16 protein-coding genes are annotated in these 14881 nt (G+C 70.4%); 11 read left to right on the top strand and 5 right to left on the bottom strand.

Translation table 11 applies throughout. The annotated features are described in order from the left end of the window. Nucleotides 1–435 precede the first annotated feature (435 nt). Together JHN63_RS05580 and tuf are read left to right on the top strand one after the other, a co-directional pair. Complete coding sequence (locus JHN63_RS05580; protein WP_019068509.1) at nt 436–1389, top strand: ribose-phosphate pyrophosphokinase; 954 nt, start codon at nt 436–438, stop codon at nt 1387–1389. Between the two features lie 55 nt (nt 1390–1444). After that, nucleotides 1445–2638 (top strand): elongation factor Tu, encoded by a 1194-nt coding sequence (tuf, locus tag JHN63_RS05575; protein WP_200677557.1) that lies wholly within the window; start codon nt 1445–1447, stop codon nt 2636–2638. A gap of 25 nt (nt 2639–2663) precedes the next feature. Here the strand turns inward: tuf and JHN63_RS05570 are convergent, their stop codons facing one another. Then, nucleotides 2664–3044 carry an anti-sigma factor antagonist gene (locus tag JHN63_RS05570; protein ID WP_307781824.1) on the bottom strand — a complete coding sequence of 127 codons (381 nt, stop codon included), beginning with the start codon at nt 3042–3044 and terminating at the stop codon, nt 2664–2666. 156 nt (nt 3045–3200) lie between these two features. After that, a complete protein-coding gene (locus JHN63_RS05565; protein ID WP_200677555.1) occupies nt 3201–3650 on the bottom strand; it encodes a MarR family winged helix-turn-helix transcriptional regulator in 450 nt (149 codons plus the stop codon). 115 nt (nt 3651–3765) lie between these two features. On the opposite strand from JHN63_RS05565, the gene JHN63_RS05560 reads away from it, so the two are divergent. Continuing rightward, complete coding sequence (locus JHN63_RS05560; protein WP_200677554.1) at nt 3766–5220, top strand: aldehyde dehydrogenase; 1455 nt, start codon at nt 3766–3768, stop codon at nt 5218–5220. Between the two features lie 69 nt (nt 5221–5289). Then, nucleotides 5290–6396 carry an NAD(P)-dependent alcohol dehydrogenase gene (locus JHN63_RS05555; protein WP_200677553.1) on the top strand — a complete coding sequence of 369 codons (1107 nt, stop codon included), beginning with the start codon at nt 5290–5292 and terminating at the stop codon, nt 6394–6396. Nucleotides 6397–6494: 98 nt separating this feature from the next. Here the strand turns inward: JHN63_RS05555 and JHN63_RS05550 are convergent, their stop codons facing one another. Next, on the bottom strand, nt 6495–7436 hold the full coding sequence (locus JHN63_RS05550) for an NADP-dependent oxidoreductase (protein WP_200677607.1): 942 nt from the start codon (nt 7434–7436) through the stop codon (nt 6495–6497). An 80-nt stretch (nt 7437–7516) separates the two neighbouring features. Between JHN63_RS05550 and JHN63_RS05545 the strand changes: the two genes are divergently transcribed. Next, a complete protein-coding gene (locus tag JHN63_RS05545; protein WP_200677552.1) occupies nt 7517–8464 on the top strand; it encodes a GlxA family transcriptional regulator in 948 nt (315 codons plus the stop codon). Between the two features lie 58 nt (nt 8465–8522). Then, nucleotides 8523–9347, top strand: coding sequence for a hypothetical protein (locus JHN63_RS05540; RefSeq protein WP_200677551.1), 825 nt, complete (start codon nt 8523–8525; stop codon nt 9345–9347). A 7-nt stretch (nt 9348–9354) separates the two neighbouring features. Here the strand turns inward: JHN63_RS05540 and JHN63_RS05535 are convergent, their stop codons facing one another. Beyond that, nucleotides 9355–9918, bottom strand: a complete 564-nt coding sequence (locus JHN63_RS05535; protein ID WP_200677550.1) for a TetR/AcrR family transcriptional regulator — start codon at nt 9916–9918, stop codon at nt 9355–9357. Then, a complete protein-coding gene (locus tag JHN63_RS05530; RefSeq protein WP_200677549.1) occupies nt 9915–10277 on the bottom strand; it encodes a DUF1304 domain-containing protein in 363 nt (120 codons plus the stop codon). Before JHN63_RS05530 ends, JHN63_RS05535 begins: the two co-directional genes overlap by 4 nt. A gap of 270 nt (nt 10278–10547) precedes the next feature. Here JHN63_RS05530 and JHN63_RS05525 point away from each other — a divergent pair, with 270 nt between their 5' ends. From JHN63_RS05525 to JHN63_RS05505, 5 genes are read left to right on the top strand one after another with little or no spacing between them, the layout of a single operon-like run. Next, nucleotides 10548–12266 carry an ATP-binding protein gene (locus JHN63_RS05525; protein ID WP_200677548.1) on the top strand — a complete coding sequence of 573 codons (1719 nt, stop codon included), beginning with the start codon at nt 10548–10550 and terminating at the stop codon, nt 12264–12266. Further along, nucleotides 12263–12673 carry a roadblock/LC7 domain-containing protein gene (locus JHN63_RS05520; protein ID WP_019057749.1) on the top strand — a complete coding sequence of 137 codons (411 nt, stop codon included), beginning with the start codon at nt 12263–12265 and terminating at the stop codon, nt 12671–12673. Before JHN63_RS05525 ends, JHN63_RS05520 begins: the two co-directional genes overlap by 4 nt. Then, nucleotides 12670–13041 carry a DUF742 domain-containing protein gene (locus JHN63_RS05515; RefSeq protein ID WP_200677547.1) on the top strand — a complete coding sequence of 124 codons (372 nt, stop codon included), beginning with the start codon at nt 12670–12672 and terminating at the stop codon, nt 13039–13041. The genes JHN63_RS05520 and JHN63_RS05515 overlap by 4 nt, the downstream gene beginning before the upstream one ends. After that, nucleotides 13022–13630 (top strand): ATP/GTP-binding protein, encoded by a 609-nt coding sequence (locus JHN63_RS05510; protein ID WP_200677546.1) that lies wholly within the window; start codon nt 13022–13024, stop codon nt 13628–13630. The genes JHN63_RS05515 and JHN63_RS05510 overlap by 20 nt, the downstream gene beginning before the upstream one ends. After that, nucleotides 13627–14880, top strand: coding sequence for a cytochrome P450 (locus tag JHN63_RS05505; protein ID WP_200677545.1), 1254 nt, complete (start codon nt 13627–13629; stop codon nt 14878–14880). The genes JHN63_RS05510 and JHN63_RS05505 overlap by 4 nt, the downstream gene beginning before the upstream one ends. The last annotated feature ends 1 nt before the right edge of the window (nt 14881 follow it).

Genomic DNA, 14881 nt, shown 5'->3' with positions numbered 1-14881 from the left:
GCACGGAGGGCGCACAGGGGTGAAAAGTCACAGTTCCGGCCCGCCGGGAGTACCGGCCGGCCGAAGACAACATGTCCCGGCGGCTTCGTCCCATGCGTCTCGTGACCTTTCCGGAGCACGGTCCGGTCCATGTCGTGACACTGGCCACGACCACCCCGAACAGCCTTGAGTGCGGGCGCAGTTCGCGGTCGCCGGACGGAGGCGACCACCACATCCTCTCCCCGTACATGAGCCGCTGCCGCGGAGCCGCCTCACCCAACCGTCGTCCAGTGGGGAGGCCGGTGGATTCCGAGGAGCCGGCGCATCCGGGGTTCCTGACATGCGGGGGAGCACGGGCGGCGCCATCATGGCGTGCAGGAGCGGGCGGCACGCAGGCCGTTTTCGCGGGTCAGTAGCATGAGGCACGGCCGGGAATGATCATGCGAGGAGCCGTTCGTGCGAGACATCGCCGTGTTCAGCGGGAGTGCCCACCCCGAGTTGGCCAAGGAGGTCTGCGCGCATCTCGGTGTGCCGCTCAGCCCCACCCGGGTCAGCCGGTTCGCCAACGACTGCCTGGAGGTGCAGCTCCAGGCCAACTGCCGGGAACGGGACGTCTTCCTGATCCAGCCCCTGGTCAAGCCGGTCCAGGAGAACCTGGTGGAGCTGCTGTTGATGTGCGACGCGGCGCGCGGCGCCTCCGCCGGGCGGATCACCGTCGTCATGCCGCACTACTCCTACGCCCGCTCGGACAAGAAGGACGCCCCGCGTATCTCGCTCGGCGGCCGGCTGGTCGCCGACCTGATGGTCGCGGCGGGCGCGAGCCGCGTCCTGGCCATGACCCTGCACTCGCCCCAGGTGCACGGATTCTTCTCGGTGCCGGTCGACCATCTGCACGCACTGCGCGAACTCGCCGCGCACTTCCGGCAGTACGACCTCTCCCGTACCACCGTCGTCTCCCCGGACCTCGGCAACGCGAAGGAGGCCGCCGCGTTCGCCCGGCTGATCGGCGCCCAGGTGGCGGCCGGTGCCAAGCAGCGGTACGCGGACGACCGGGTCGTGATCAGCTCCGTCATCGGCGACATCGCGGACCGGGACGTCATCGTCCTGGACGACGAGATCGCCAAGGGCAGCACCGTGCTCGAACTCCTGGACCGGCTACGGGACTTGGGCCCGCGCTCGATCCGAGTGGCGTGCACCCACGGCCTGTTCGCGGCGGGCGCGCTCAAGCGGATCGGCGAGCAGCCCGACGTACTGGAGATCGTCTGCACCAACACGGTGCCGGTGCCCGAGGAGGAGCGCACCGAGAAGCTGCGCATCCTGTCCATCGCCCCGGCGCTCGCCGAGGCCGTGCGCCGCATTCACAACGGCGAGTCCGTCAGCGCCCTGTTCGACGCGCCGCCGAACGAATAGACATGAAGGGACGGAGCAACGCTCGGCAGCACCGAGGTGATCAGGAGGACTCGCCGTGGCGAAGGCGAAGTTCGAGCGGACGAAACCCCATGTGAACGTCGGCACCATCGGCCACATCGACCACGGCAAGACCACCCTCACGGCGGCCATCACGAAGGTGCTGCACGACCGGTTCCCCGACCTCAACCCCTTCACGCCGTTCGACCAGATCGACAAGGCGCCCGAGGAACGGCAGCGCGGCATCACGATCTCGATCGCCCATGTCGAGTACCAGACCGAACGACGGCACTACGCGCACGTCGACTGCCCCGGACACGCCGACTACATCAAGAACATGATCACCGGCGCCGCCCAGATGGACGGCGCGATCCTCGTCGTCGCGGCCACCGACGGGCCCATGCCGCAGACCAAGGAACACGTGCTGCTGGCCCGGCAGGTCGGCGTGCCGTACATCGTCGTCGCCCTCAACAAGACGGACATGGTCGACGACGAGGAGATCCTGGAACTGGTCGAGCTGGAGGTGCGGGAGCTGCTCACCGAGTACGAGTTCCCCGGCGACGACCTCCCGGTGGTCAAGGTGTCCGCGCTCAAGGCCCTCGAAGGGGACCCGGGGTGGACCGCCTCGGTGCTCCAACTCCTCGACGCCGTCGACGAGTTCGTGCCCCAGCCGGTACGGGACGTGGACCGGCCGTTCCTGTTGCCGATCGAGGACGTCTTCACCATCACCGGGCGCGGCACGGTCGTCACCGGCCGGATCGAACGCGGGGTGCTGAAGGTCAACAACGAGGTGGAGATCATCGGCATCCACGAACAGAAGACGAAGACGACCGTCACCGGCATCGAGATGTTCCGCAAACTCCTCGACGAGGGCCGGGCCGGTGAGAACGTCGGACTGCTGCTGCGCGGGGTGAAGCGCGAGGACGTGGAGCGTGGCCAGGTCGTCATCAAGCCCGGATCGGTCACCCCGCACGTGGAGTTCGAGGCCCGCGCCTACATCCTCTCCAAGGACGAGGGCGGCCGGCACACGCCCTTCTTCCACAACTACCGGCCGCAGTTCTACTTCCGCACCACGGACGTGACCGGTGTGGTGACCCTGCCGAAGGGCACCGAGATGGTCATGCCGGGCGACAACACGACCATGCATGTCGAACTGATCCAACCCATCGCCATGGAGGAGGGGTTGAAGTTCGCGATCCGTGAGGGCGGCCGGACGGTGGGCGCCGGTCAGGTCACGAAAATCCTCAAGTAGCCCTCCAGGCAAGGGACTTCACGGATCACAGTGTGCCGGACGTGGCCTCGGGCTGCCCCAGGGCCGCGTCCAGCGTCGGCTGCGGAGGCAGCAGCCGGCCCAGTCCGGTGACCCGCAGGATGCGCAGGGTCAGTGGATGAGTGCAGACGAGCCGCAGCCGGCCCTCCCGCTCCAGCACCCGCTGCCGCGCCCGGTACAGCAGCCGCAGCCCCGAGCAGTCGAAGAACTCGACCTGTCGCAGGTCGATCACGATCCGCGCGCGGGGCAGCCCGGTCACCCGGTCGAGCCAGGGCAGGATCTCCATCGCCGCGGCGATGTCGATCTCCCCGCGGAACTCCAGGACCGTGAACCCCCGCTCCCGGTGGATCCGCAGATGCCGGGTCAGCGGCGCGGGTTCCTGCTGCACGTCCACATCGCCTCCAACCGGCCCTCGGTGAAGCGGGGTTGAGCCCAGAAGCGCTCCCCGCCCTGCAAGTTACCCTCGATGGAGTGAATTTGAGCATGTTCGATTGACATATGTCTTCGAATCGAGCCAGAGCTTTCTGAGATGTTCCGGGCAGCACTACGACAGTGCGTGCCAGGCCTTGGAAAGCGCCTGGCGGAACTGCTCGCCCTGGTGCGCTGTGAGCTCGCGCACCATCCGCTCCTCCAGCTCCCGCACCGGCCCGGCACAGTCGGCCAGCAGCTCGCGCGCCTCGTCGGTCAGCAGGATCAGCAGCTCGCGTCGGTTGCGCGGATTGCGCTCCCGGCGGATCAGCCCGCGCCCCTCCAGGGAGCGCACGAGATCGGCGATGGACTGCGCGGTGACGAAGGAGTCCCGGGCCAGCTGGGCCGCCGACAGGCCGTCGTGTCGCTCCAGGACCGTGAGCGCGGTGTACTGGAGTGCGGTGATCCCGTACGGCTTGACCAGCTCGTCCAGGCGGGAGCGGACCACCAGCTCCACCTGCTTGACCATGTACAGCAGGGATGGGGGTGCCTTTGTCGCGTGGGCGCCAACCAGGGATTCAGCCATGGATTCACCCTAGAGCATTGACAGGAAACCTGTCTGTAATGAGACTGCGAACCAGATGAGGAACCAACAGGAATCCTGTTGGTTGAAATCTTGGCAACGATGCTGAGGAGTGGCGATGACCGCCTTCGAGATCGAACCCGGCCGCCTGTTCGTCGGGGGGCAGTGGCGCGAGGCCGCCGACGGAGCGCGCACCGAGGTGGTCGACCCGTCCCGGGGCCGGGTCGTCACCACGGTCGCCGAGGCGGGCCCCGCCGATGTGGACGCGGCCGTCCGCGCCGCCCGCGAGGCCTTCGACAGCGGCCGCTGGTCCGGGCTGAGCGGCCGTGAACGCGGCCGGATCCTGCACCGCGTCGCCGAGCTGATCCGCGAGAACGCCGACGAACTCGCCCACCTGGAGAGCCTCGACGTCGGCAAGCCCATCACCCTGTGCCACGCGGTCGACATCACGAACGCGGCCAACGACTACGAGCACTACGCGGCCCTCGCCTACTCCCTGGACGGTTCGACCCGCGACACCCCGCTCAACGCGCTCGCCTACACCAAGCGCGAACCGCTGGGCGTGGTGGCCGCGATCACGCCCTTCAACTTCCCGCTGATTCTGGCCGGTTCGAAACTCGCCCCGGCCCTCGCGGCGGGCAACACCGTGGTCCACAAGCCCGCCGACGAGACCCCGCTCAGCGCCCTCTACATGGCCGGACTGCTCCAGCGGGCCGGCGTCCCGGACGGTGTCGTCAACGTCGTCACCGGCGCGGGCCCGGTCGCGGGCGAGGCACTGCTGCGGCACGCCGGCATCGACAAGATCGCCTTCACCGGCTCCACCGCCGTCGGCCGGCACGCCGCGAGCATCGCGGGCGAGAACCTCAAGCCCGTGACCATGGAACTCGGCGGCAACGCGGCCCACATCGTCTTCGAGGACGCCGACCTCGAGAAGGCCGTCGGCGCGGTCATCAAGGGCTTCGTGTTCAACACCGGCCAGTTCTGCATGGGCGGCCCGCGCCTGCTGGTCGCCCGCCCGGTGTACAGCACCCTCCTCAACATCCTCGCCGACGCCGTCCCCGGTGTACCGCTCGGCGACCCCCGGCTGCCCGAGACCGTCGTCGGCCCGATGGCGGGGGAGAAGCACCTGCGCAAGGTCGAGGAGTACGTCGACCTCGCCCGCAAGGAGGGCGCCCGCATCGTCTGCGGCGGCGAACGCCTCGACCTGGACGGCGGCTACTACTACAAGCCCACCGTCATCGCCGACCTCGCCAACGACTCCCGGGTGATCCAGGAGGAGATCTTCGGCCCGGTCCTCACCGTGCAGCCCTTCGACACCGAGGACGAGGCCGTCGAACTCGCCAACTCCACGCCCTACGGCCTGGCTTCGGGCATCCAGACCGGCAACCTCGGTCGCGCCCACCGCATCGCCGACCGGCTCCAGGCGGGCATCGTCTGGATCAACGACTGGGCGATGCTCGACCCCAACGTCCCCTTCGGCGGCGTCAAGGACTCCGGCTTCGGCCGCGAGTACGGCCCCGAGGGCCTCGCCGCCTACACCCGGACCAAGTCCGTCGTCGTCTCGCTCGACTGACCTCACCCACCGACTCGACCGGCTCCGGCCGCCACCTCAACTGACCACACCCACCAAGGAGTTCGTACGATGTCCACCACCACACGCGCGGCCGTCGTCGAGTCGGGCGGCGCACCCTTCACGCTCACCGACGTCGAACTGGCCGAGCCGGGCCCGCACGAGGCGCTCGTCCGGGTCGTCGCAACAGGCCTGTGCCACACCGACCTCGGTGTGGCGAGCGGCGGACTGCCCTTTCCGCTCCCGGGAGTTCTCGGTCACGAGGGCGCCGGAGTCGTCGAGGAGGTCGGCTCGGCCGTCACCGGCGTCGTACCCGGCGACCATGTGGTCCTGTCCTTCACATCCTGCGGCGAGTGTCGCAACTGCCAGGGCGGGCACCCCGCCTACTGCGCGACCTGGCTGCCGCTGAACCTCATCGGCGGTCGGCGTGCCGACGGCAGCAGCACGATCAGCCGGGACGGCGAGTCCCTCGGCGGGCACTTCTTCGGTCAATCCTCCTTCGCCGAGCGGGCGTTGGTCGACGAGCGCAGCCTCGTCAAGGTCGACCCGGAGGTGCCGCTGGAGTCGATCGCCCCGCTGGGCTGCGGAGTCCAGACCGGGGTCGGCGCCGTCTGGAACGTCCTCAAGCCCCGACTCGGCGACACGATCGTGGTGCTCGGCGCCGGAGCCGTCGGCCTCTCGGCGGTGATGGCCGCCGCGCTCACCCCGGCCACCCGGATCATCGCCGTCGACAAGGTCGCCGAACGCCTGTCCCTGGCAAAGGAGTTGGGCGCCACCCACACCGTCAACGCCGCCGAGGCCGACCTCGGCGAGACCCTCGGGGTACTCACCGACGGACAGGGCGCCGACGGCATCGTGGAGACCACCGGCAGTGTCGCGGTCCTCCGCCAGGGCGCCGACGCGCTCGCCGCCCGGGGCACCCTGGTCGTCGTAGGAGCACCGCCCTTCGGCAGTGAAGTCGCCCTGGACGTCAACGGGTTGATCCCCGGGAAGCGGATCGTGGGCCTGACCCTCGGCGACAGCGAGACACAGAGCTTCATCCCCGCGCTCGTGCGGTTGGTGAAGGAGGGGCGGCTCCCGCTGCACCGCCTGATCAGCACCTATCCGTTCACGGACATCGACCAGGCGGTGCGGGACATGAGCGCGGGCAAGGCGATCAAGCCGGTGCTCACCTTCTGACCCACAACCCGGTGCTCAGCTTCTGAGCCACAAGCCGGTACTCGGCTTCTGACCTGCTGGCCCGTGTTCACCTTCTGATCCGGGCGGCCGTCTCCGGCTCAGTCGACCGTCAGCACCAGCTTGCCCGCAGTGCGGCCGGTGGCGCCGAGGGCGTGTGCCTCGGCGGCATCGGCCAGCGGGAACGTCCCGGCGATCGTCGCGCGCAACGTGCCCGCCGCGACGAGTTCCGCGACGGACTCCATGTCCGCCCGGTCCGCGTCGACGAGCATCCGGACCGCCCGCACACCGAGCCGCTCGGCCTCCTCGTAGAAGTCGTCCTTGCCGATCGGCACGATGGAGACCACGACCCCGCCCGGCCGCAGCACCCGCAGCGACTTGAGCCCGGTCTCGCCGCCGAGCGTGTCCAGGACCACGTCGACGTCCTTCACGGCCTCGGCGAAGTCGGTCTCCCGGTAGTCGATCGCCTCGTCGACACCGAGCTCGCGCAGGAAGTCGTGCTTGCCCGCGCTCGCCGTACCGATGACGTACGCGCCGCGCGCCTTCGCGATCTGCGCGGCCACGTGCCCGACCCCGCCGGCCGCCGCGTGGATCAACACCCGCTGTCCGGGCTGGAGTTCGGCGTTCTCGACGAGTGCCTGCCACGCGGTCAGCGAGACCAGGGGCAGCGCGCCGGCCTGGACGTGGTCGACCCCGGCGGGCTTGTGGACGAAGGCCCGGGCCGGGGCGGTGACGTACTCGGCGTGCGAGCCGTGGCCCCATGGGTACGACAGCATCCCGAAGACCTCGTCGCCGGGCTGGAGACGGGCGACACCGACGCCGACGGACTCGACGACGCCGGAGACGTCCCAGCCGAGGACGAAGGGGGGCTCGCCGAGGAATCCGCCGGTGGCCCGGTGCTTCCAGTCGGTGGGGTTGAGGCCGGCGGCCCGCACCTTGATCAGGATCTCGTTGGCGCGCGGCGTGGGCCGCTCGACCTCGGCGACCTCGAGGACCTCGGGACCGCCGAGGGTGTGCTGCGTGATGACGCGCATGGTGTTCACAGTGCTCATGGTCATTGAGCCTGCCGGGTCCCGCACGGCAAGAAAATGGCAGGATGGCCAACCTTCGATAGGATCGTGCCATGCAGCATGTGGAACGGGTCGTGGTCCTGGCGCTCGACGGCGTCTATCCCTTCGAGCTGGGCATCCCCAGCCGTATCTTCGGCGCCGCCGACGGCCGCTACGAGGTGCTGACCTGCACGGTCGACGGCCGCCCGGTGCGCACCAACGCCGACTTCTCGGTCGCGGTGGAGCACGGGCCGGAGATCCTGGAAACGGCGGACACGGTCGTGGTCGCCTCCATGGCGACCCCGCGCATCCCGAAGGGACTGCCCGCCGAGATCGCCGCCGCTCTCGCCCGGATCCGCCCGGACGCCCGCATCGTCTCGATCTGCACGGCCGCCTTCGTGCTCGCCGCCGCCGGTCTCCTCGACGGGCGCCGCGCCACCACCCACTGGCAGGTCGTGGACCGCTTCCGGACCCTGTATCCGCAGGTCGACCTGGACCCGGACGTGCTCTTCGTCCAGGACGGCCGGATCCTCACCTCCGCCGGCGCGGCCTCCGGAGTCGACATCTGCCTGCACATCGTGCGCACGGACCACGGCAGCGAACTCGCCAACGCGGTCGCCCGCAGCTGTGTCGTCCCGCCGTTCCGCGACGGAGGACAGGCCCAGTACATCCAGCAGCCGGTGCCGGACTCCGGGGCCACCAGCACGGCCGCCACCCGCGACTGGGCCCTGACCCGCCTCGACGAGTCCCTCGCCCTGGCCGATCTCGCCCGGCACGCCGGGATGAGCCTGCGCACCTTCGCCCGCCGCTTCCACGACGAGGTGGGCCTCAGCCCCGGCCGCTGGCTGATCCAGCAGCGGGTGGCCCGCGCCCGCGACCTCCTGGAGGCCAGCGACCTGTCGGTCGACCAGATCGCCGGCCGCGTCGGCTTCGCGACGGGCGCGTCCCTGCGCCAGCACCTGCACGCGGCGATCGGGGTCTCGCCGCAGGCGTACCGGCGTACGTTCCAGGAAGCCCGCTGAACCCCCAACGTTTCGGCCCGCCCGTGCGTCGTAGGAACAACACGCGAGGGGGCAGGGCATGCGCAGAGGGCTCACGGCGGTCGCCGTACTGGTGGCCGTGACGGCGGGATGCGGTACCGAGGACGGGGGAGACACGGTGGTCGCGGGCACCCCGCCGGCCACGCCCTACGCCGGACCGCTGTACGTACCGGCCACCGACTCCGACAAGTCGGGTGCCGCAGGGCGGGCGCTGGAGTGCGACGGGAAGACGTACGAGAGCGGCGGCGCCGACGCGTGGAGCAAGGGAGACGGCGGCAGGACCCCCGAGGGCGGTCTGCGGACGTACTTCGACATCGAGCAGCCGGACGTGCCCCGCACGGGCTACCGCGTCGAGCGCAGGGCGGACGGGCGCGTGCTGTTCTCCTACGATGTCGACGGCCGAACGAAGGTCGCCGTCGTCGTCGCCAAGGACCAGAAGAACAGGCCGGGTTGGGGCCCGGAGACCAGCGCCTCCTGCGACCCGGCCGAACTCCCCGCGAGCTTCACCGAGGCGCACGGATACGAGATCTGGACCGACAAGGACGGCAAGCGGGTGCCGACCACGGTGGTGAGCAGCTCGGTCGGGGCCGCGCACTGCGACTGGCAGAAGGCGCACTTCCTCCAGACCGGCGAGGGGAAGAAGGGCAGGCTCTACGCCCGCGATCCCGACAAGGTGCTCCCGTCCGAGATGCTCACCGCCGCCTACGACGGTGACGTCCGGCTGCCGGCGAGTGCCCGCGACACCGGATACCGGTACCAGGACTGGCAGTTGTGGCTCACGCCCGACGCGTCGAAGGCGTACGTCCGCACGCCCGACGCCGTGGAGGCGTGGCCCGCGCTCAAGCACGGCGCGGGCTGCCTCTGAGCCCCCGTCACCGGCTCATGTGCAGCGCGACCAGCAACTGCCATACCTGGTCGGCGATTTCCTCCGCCGTGCCGTCCAACAGCCCGTGCAGCCAGTCGGCGAGGACCCCGCCGAAGGTGCCGGCGACGGCCGAGGCGACCAGCGGGGCGTCCGCCGCGCCCGCGAGTTCGCGCTCACGGAGGCTGTAGGCGCGCAGATCCCGGTGCAGCACCCGGCCGAGCGGGCCACCGCCGCCCGGGCTCAACAGGGTGCGGTACAGGGCCGCGTGGGGGAGCAGTCCGGAGAAGAACTCCGACAGTGCGGGCGGCGCGTGCACCGGATCGGGCCGTCCGCGCCACGCGTGCAGCGCCTCCACCGCGTCCCGTACGACATCCGCGCAGGCGTCGACCGCAAGCGCTTCCAGGCCGTCGTAGTGGACGTAGAACGTGGCCCGGCCGACCCCCGCCCGGCGTGCCAGGGCGGCCACGCCGATCTCCTCCAGGGGGTGTTCGGCGCACTCGTCGAGGAGGGCCTGGCGCAGCCGTGCCCGGGTGCGGGCGGCCCGCCGGTCCTCGGGCTCGGCGCGGCTCACCGGGCGATCAGGACGGCGGCCAGGGCCAGCGCGCCGGGCAGCGCCTGCGCGAAGAGGATGCGCCGGTTCGCCGTCACCGCGCCGTAGACACCCGCGACCACGACGCAGCCGAGGAAGAACACCTGGGCGCGGAAGCCGGTCGGGTCGGCGGCGATCAGGCCCCAGATCAGACCCGCGGCGAGGAAGCCGTTGTACAGCCCCTGGTTGGCGGCCATGGGTGCGGTGGCTCTGGCCATCTCGGGGTCGAAGCCGTGCAGTCCGCGCCCGGGCTTCTTCTCCCACAGGAACATTTCCAGCACCAGGATGTAGAGATGCAGCGCTGCCACCAGCCCGACCAGCACGTTCGCGAGCGTTTCCATGATCGATCGACTCCTCGTCGTCGTGAACAACATCTTGGACAGGTGTCTACTATAACTGGACAGATGTCCATGTTCAGACTTTCCGGAGAGTGACGGAACCCTCACTTCCGCAGGGCCGTGAAGTTGATCTTTTACGGTTCGAACCCGATAAGCTCCCGTGCGGCGCAGCGAGTTGACGTGATCGTGACCGGTCGGCACGTGGAGCGTCCTCCCGAGTGCGGTCTGTCCTCGCACGCCCCCTGTTCGTACGTGTCGCTTCGAAGGATGCAGATGGAACTCGCCACTCCGCCACCGGCGGCGCGGGCCCCTGTCGCCTGGTACGGCTGGTGGCTGATGCCGCTCGCCTTGGGCGGGGGGACGGTCGCCGCCACGTTCATGAGCTCGGAGCGAATAGCCGCGACCGTGGCCGGAGCGGCGGCCACCGCGGCCAGTGCCGTGTGCGTCCGTCTGCTGGTCCGCACCCAGACCCGGCTGCGCCGCGCCGAAAGCGGTTTCCGCACCGCGCAGGCGGAGCACTCCCAGCAGTGGCAGCAGCATGTGGCGGGCCTGGAGCGGAAGTTCGGCGCCGAGCGCGCCGCACTGGAAGACCGGCTCACCGAGCACGCGGGCGCCTACGAGAGCCGGATCGCCGACCACTCCGGCGCCTACGAGGCCCAACTCGCCGAGCAGGCACGGGCGTACGAGGAGCGGCTGAACGCGCAGGCCGAGTCCTACGAGGCACAGCTCGCCGACCAGGCCGAGGTGTGGCAGGAACAACTGGCCCACCAGCTCACCGCGGTGGCGAAGCTCGCCGACGAGCAACTCCCCGCAGCGCTCGCGCAGTTGCGCGCCGGTGACGCCATCGACGACCTGCTGCCCGTCGCGAGCGAGTGCGCCAAGGTCAGCGCCGAACTCCAGGCCGAACTGCGCAAGGTGCTGCGGATCTCGCTCATCGGCGTCGAGGAGGAGTTCAACCGCTCCACCGCCGCCGAGCAGGCCGTCATCAGCATCGGCAACCGCATCCACGTCCTGACCAGCAAGCTCCGTGGCCGACTGCACGAACTCCAGGGCGAGCACGGGCGGTTGCCCGCCGTCGCCCGCGGTCTGATGGAGCTGGACCAGGAGATCGGCCCCGCCGACTGTCTCGCCGCGAGCGTCGGTGTGCTCGGCGGTTCGGACCGGCCCGGCCGGCAGTGGCAGGAGCCGCAGCGACTGCTCAGCACGGTGCGCGGCGGTATCGGCCGGATCAAGGACTTCCACCGCGTCGACGTACGGCAGTTGCCCGAACTCGGCGTCGACGGCGGCCTGGTGGACCACCTCACGCTGATCTTCGCCCACCTCCTGGACAACGCGGCCCGCTACTCGCCGCCCACCGAGCCGGTGATCGTCTCCGGCAAGGAGGTGCCCAACGGCGTCGGCATCGAGATCCAGGACTCCGGCAAGGGCCTGAGCGAGGAGTCCAAGCGCGAGGCGGAACACGCCCTCGCCGGCACCGGTGGCGGATCCGGCCTCGGCGGCATCTCGGAGGACGCCAGCATCGGGCTCCGCGTCGTCGGCACCCTCGCCCGCCGCTACGGCATCCGTGTCACCTTCGCGGACTCGCCCTGGCTCGGCACCTCGGTCGTCGTGGTGGTCCCGCACAAGTACTTCAGCCAGCTGCCCCCGGCCGCCGTGGCCGCGACCCCGTCGTTCCAGGCCGCCGCCACCGCGGCGATGACACGTGTACCGGCGGGCACCGAGACCCCGGCCGAGCCCGTCGAGGCGGCGGACACCACACCCGGCGGGCTGCCCAGGCGCCGTAGCAGACGTGGTGGGACGGCGCGGCCCCCGGCGGCCGAACGTGCCGAGCGGGCGGGGGAGATGGCCGTCTCCGTCGTTCCGCCCGATGCCTCCTTCGCCGGTCTGGCGGCCTTCGCCAGCGCCGGTCGGGAGGCCCCGGGGGAGGAACCGCCGTCCGCAGGCCGTGAGTTCACCGAGCACAGCACGGAAGAGAGCGACGAGTCCACATGACGCAACAGGGAACCGACGTGAGCTGGGCGCTCCGCGATCTGGTGGAGAGCATCCCGGAGATCCGCTTCGCCCTCGTGGCCTCCAGCGACGGCAAGGCGATCACCTCCTTCGGCGCGGAGGACCCCGACGACGTGGACCGCTTCGCGGCCGTGGTGGCCGGCCTTCAGGCGCTGGCCCAGCCGGTCGCCGAGCAATTCCCCAAGTACGCGGGGCAGTTGAGGCTGGCGATGATCGAGGTCGACGGCGGTCATCTCTTCGTCGTCCGCGCGGGCGTCGAGACGTATCTGGGCGTGCTGGCCCGCGAGGGCCTCGACCAGGGCCTGCTCGGGCACCAGATGCGGGACCTGGCCCGCAGGATGGGTGAGCTCCTCGGCACCACCGCGCGCCTGGAGGAGCACTCTGGATGAGTGCTCCCCGCGGGCCCGCCGATCCCTCCGGCCTTGAGCGCTACTACGTCCTCACCGGAGGGCGCAGCGGACCGGGCGGTTCGGCGGCGAGTCTCGACGTGGCGACCCTCGTCGTCTCCCGCACCGCCCCCTTACCGGGCATGCAGCACGAGCACGAGGAGATCCTGCGGCGCTGCCGCGAGCCGCTGTCGGTGGCCGAACTCGGCGCCCACCTCGGACTGCCCTTCAACATTCTCGCGGTGCTGCTGGCGGATCTGCTGGAGGCAGACCGCGTCGAAGCCCGTGACCCCATCCCGGCGCACGGCGCCGGCAGCGGGCCCGACCTCGCGCTCCTTGAGGAGGTACTCAGTGGACTTCAAAGGCTTTGACCGGCCCGGTTCTCCGGCCGGTGACGGTACCCGCTCGGTGAAGGTGATGATCGCCGGCGGTTTCGGCACCGGGAAGACCACGATGGTCCGCTCGGTCAGCGACATCAAGCCGCTCACCACCGAGGAGACCCTCACCCAGGCGAGCGCCGGCGTCGACCGTCTCATCGGGGTGACCGACAAGACGGAGACCACCGTCAGCCTCGACTTCGGCAAGATCGGCATCAACGACGAGCTGGTCCTCTACCTGTTCGGGACGCCGGGTCAGGAGCGGTTCTGGTTCCTGTGGAACGGTCTGTTCAAGGGCGCGCTCGGCGCGGTGGTCCTGGTCGACACCCGCCGTCTCGCCTCCAGCTTCCGGGCGATCGAGGAGATGGAGCGGCAGGACGTCCCGTTCGTCATCGCGCTGAACGTCTTCCCCGACTCCCCGGAGCACCCGGTCGAGGAGATACGCGACGCCCTGGACATCTCCCCGGACATCCCGGTCGTGGCCTGCGACGCCCGTGACCGCTCCTCCAGCCGTGACGTACTGGTCGCGCTGATACGGCACCTGAAGGACCGCTCGGCCGTCGTCGCACTGGAGCCCCGATGACCGACCAGACCTTGGACGGCCAGGACGCCCCGCGCGGCTGCCCCGTCGCCCACGGCCCGTCCGACGACCTGACCCGGCTGTACGGGCCGGACGCGGCGACCGACCCCCGCGGCATCTACGAGCGGCTCCGCAAGGAACACGGCTCCGTGGCACCGGTGTTGCTGGAGGGCGACGTCCCCGCCTGGCTGGTCCTCGGGTACCGCGACAACCGGCGGGTGCTGGACAACCCCCGCCAGTTCACCCGGGATGCCCGGATCTGGCGGGACTGGCGGGAGGGCCGGGTCGCGGACACCTCGCCGCTGATGCCGATGGTCGGCTGGCGCCCGGACTGCGTCTCGCAGGACGGGGAACCGCACCGCAGACTGCGCGGCGCGGTGACCGACGGACTGCTGGCCGCGTCCGGCCGCGGGGTCCGGCGGCACGCGACCTTCTTCGCCAACAAGCAGATCGACGCGTTCGCGGGCGACGGCCGCGCCGATCTGGTGGCGGACTACGCCGAGTACCTTCCGATGCTCGTCCTCACCCGCATCCTCGGGCTCCCCGCGGCGGACGGGAAGCGGCTCGTCGAGTCAAGTGCCCAGGTTCTCAAGGGCGGTGAGGACGCGCTGCTGCACAACGACCGCATCATCGAGATCCTCGGCGAACTCGCCGAGCGCAAACGGGCCGAGCCGGCCCCGGACTTCACCACCGCCCTCATCGAGCACCCCGCGGGGCTCGACGCCGAAGAGGTCGTGATGCATCTGCGGCTGGTGCTGATCGCCGCGCACACCACCACGAGCAACTTGCTGGCGCGGGTGTTGCAGCGGATCCTCACCGACACCTCACGGCTCTCCGGGCTGGTCAGTGGGCAGTTGACCGTGTCCGCCGTCGTCGAGGAAGTCATGTGGGACACCCCACCGTTGGCCGTCATGCCGGGGCGGTTCGCCACGGCGGATCTCGAACTCGGGGGGCATCGCATCGAGGAGGGCGATCTGCTCGTCCTCGGGCTCGGCGCAGGGAACGTCGATCCGGAGGTCCGGCCGGACGCGGGGATGTCCATGCAGGGCAACGAGTCGCATCTGGCGTTCAGTTCGGGGCCGCACGAGTGCCCGGGGCAGAGCATCGGGCAGGCGATTCTCGAGGTCGGTGTCGATGTGTTGCTGCATCGGCTGCCGGGGCTGCGCTTGGGGATCTCGGCGGAGGGGCTGACGTCCACGGCGTCCACCTGGGAGTCGCGACTGGACGCGCTGCCGGTCGAGTTCGCCGTGTGAG

The sequence above is a fragment of the Streptomyces sp. MBT65 genome, assembly GCF_016612545.1.
Lineage (GTDB): Bacteria > Actinomycetota > Actinomycetes > Streptomycetales > Streptomycetaceae > Streptomyces.
The sequence above is the reverse complement of the archived record's forward strand: the minus strand, read 5'-3'. Positions and strand labels throughout refer to the sequence as shown.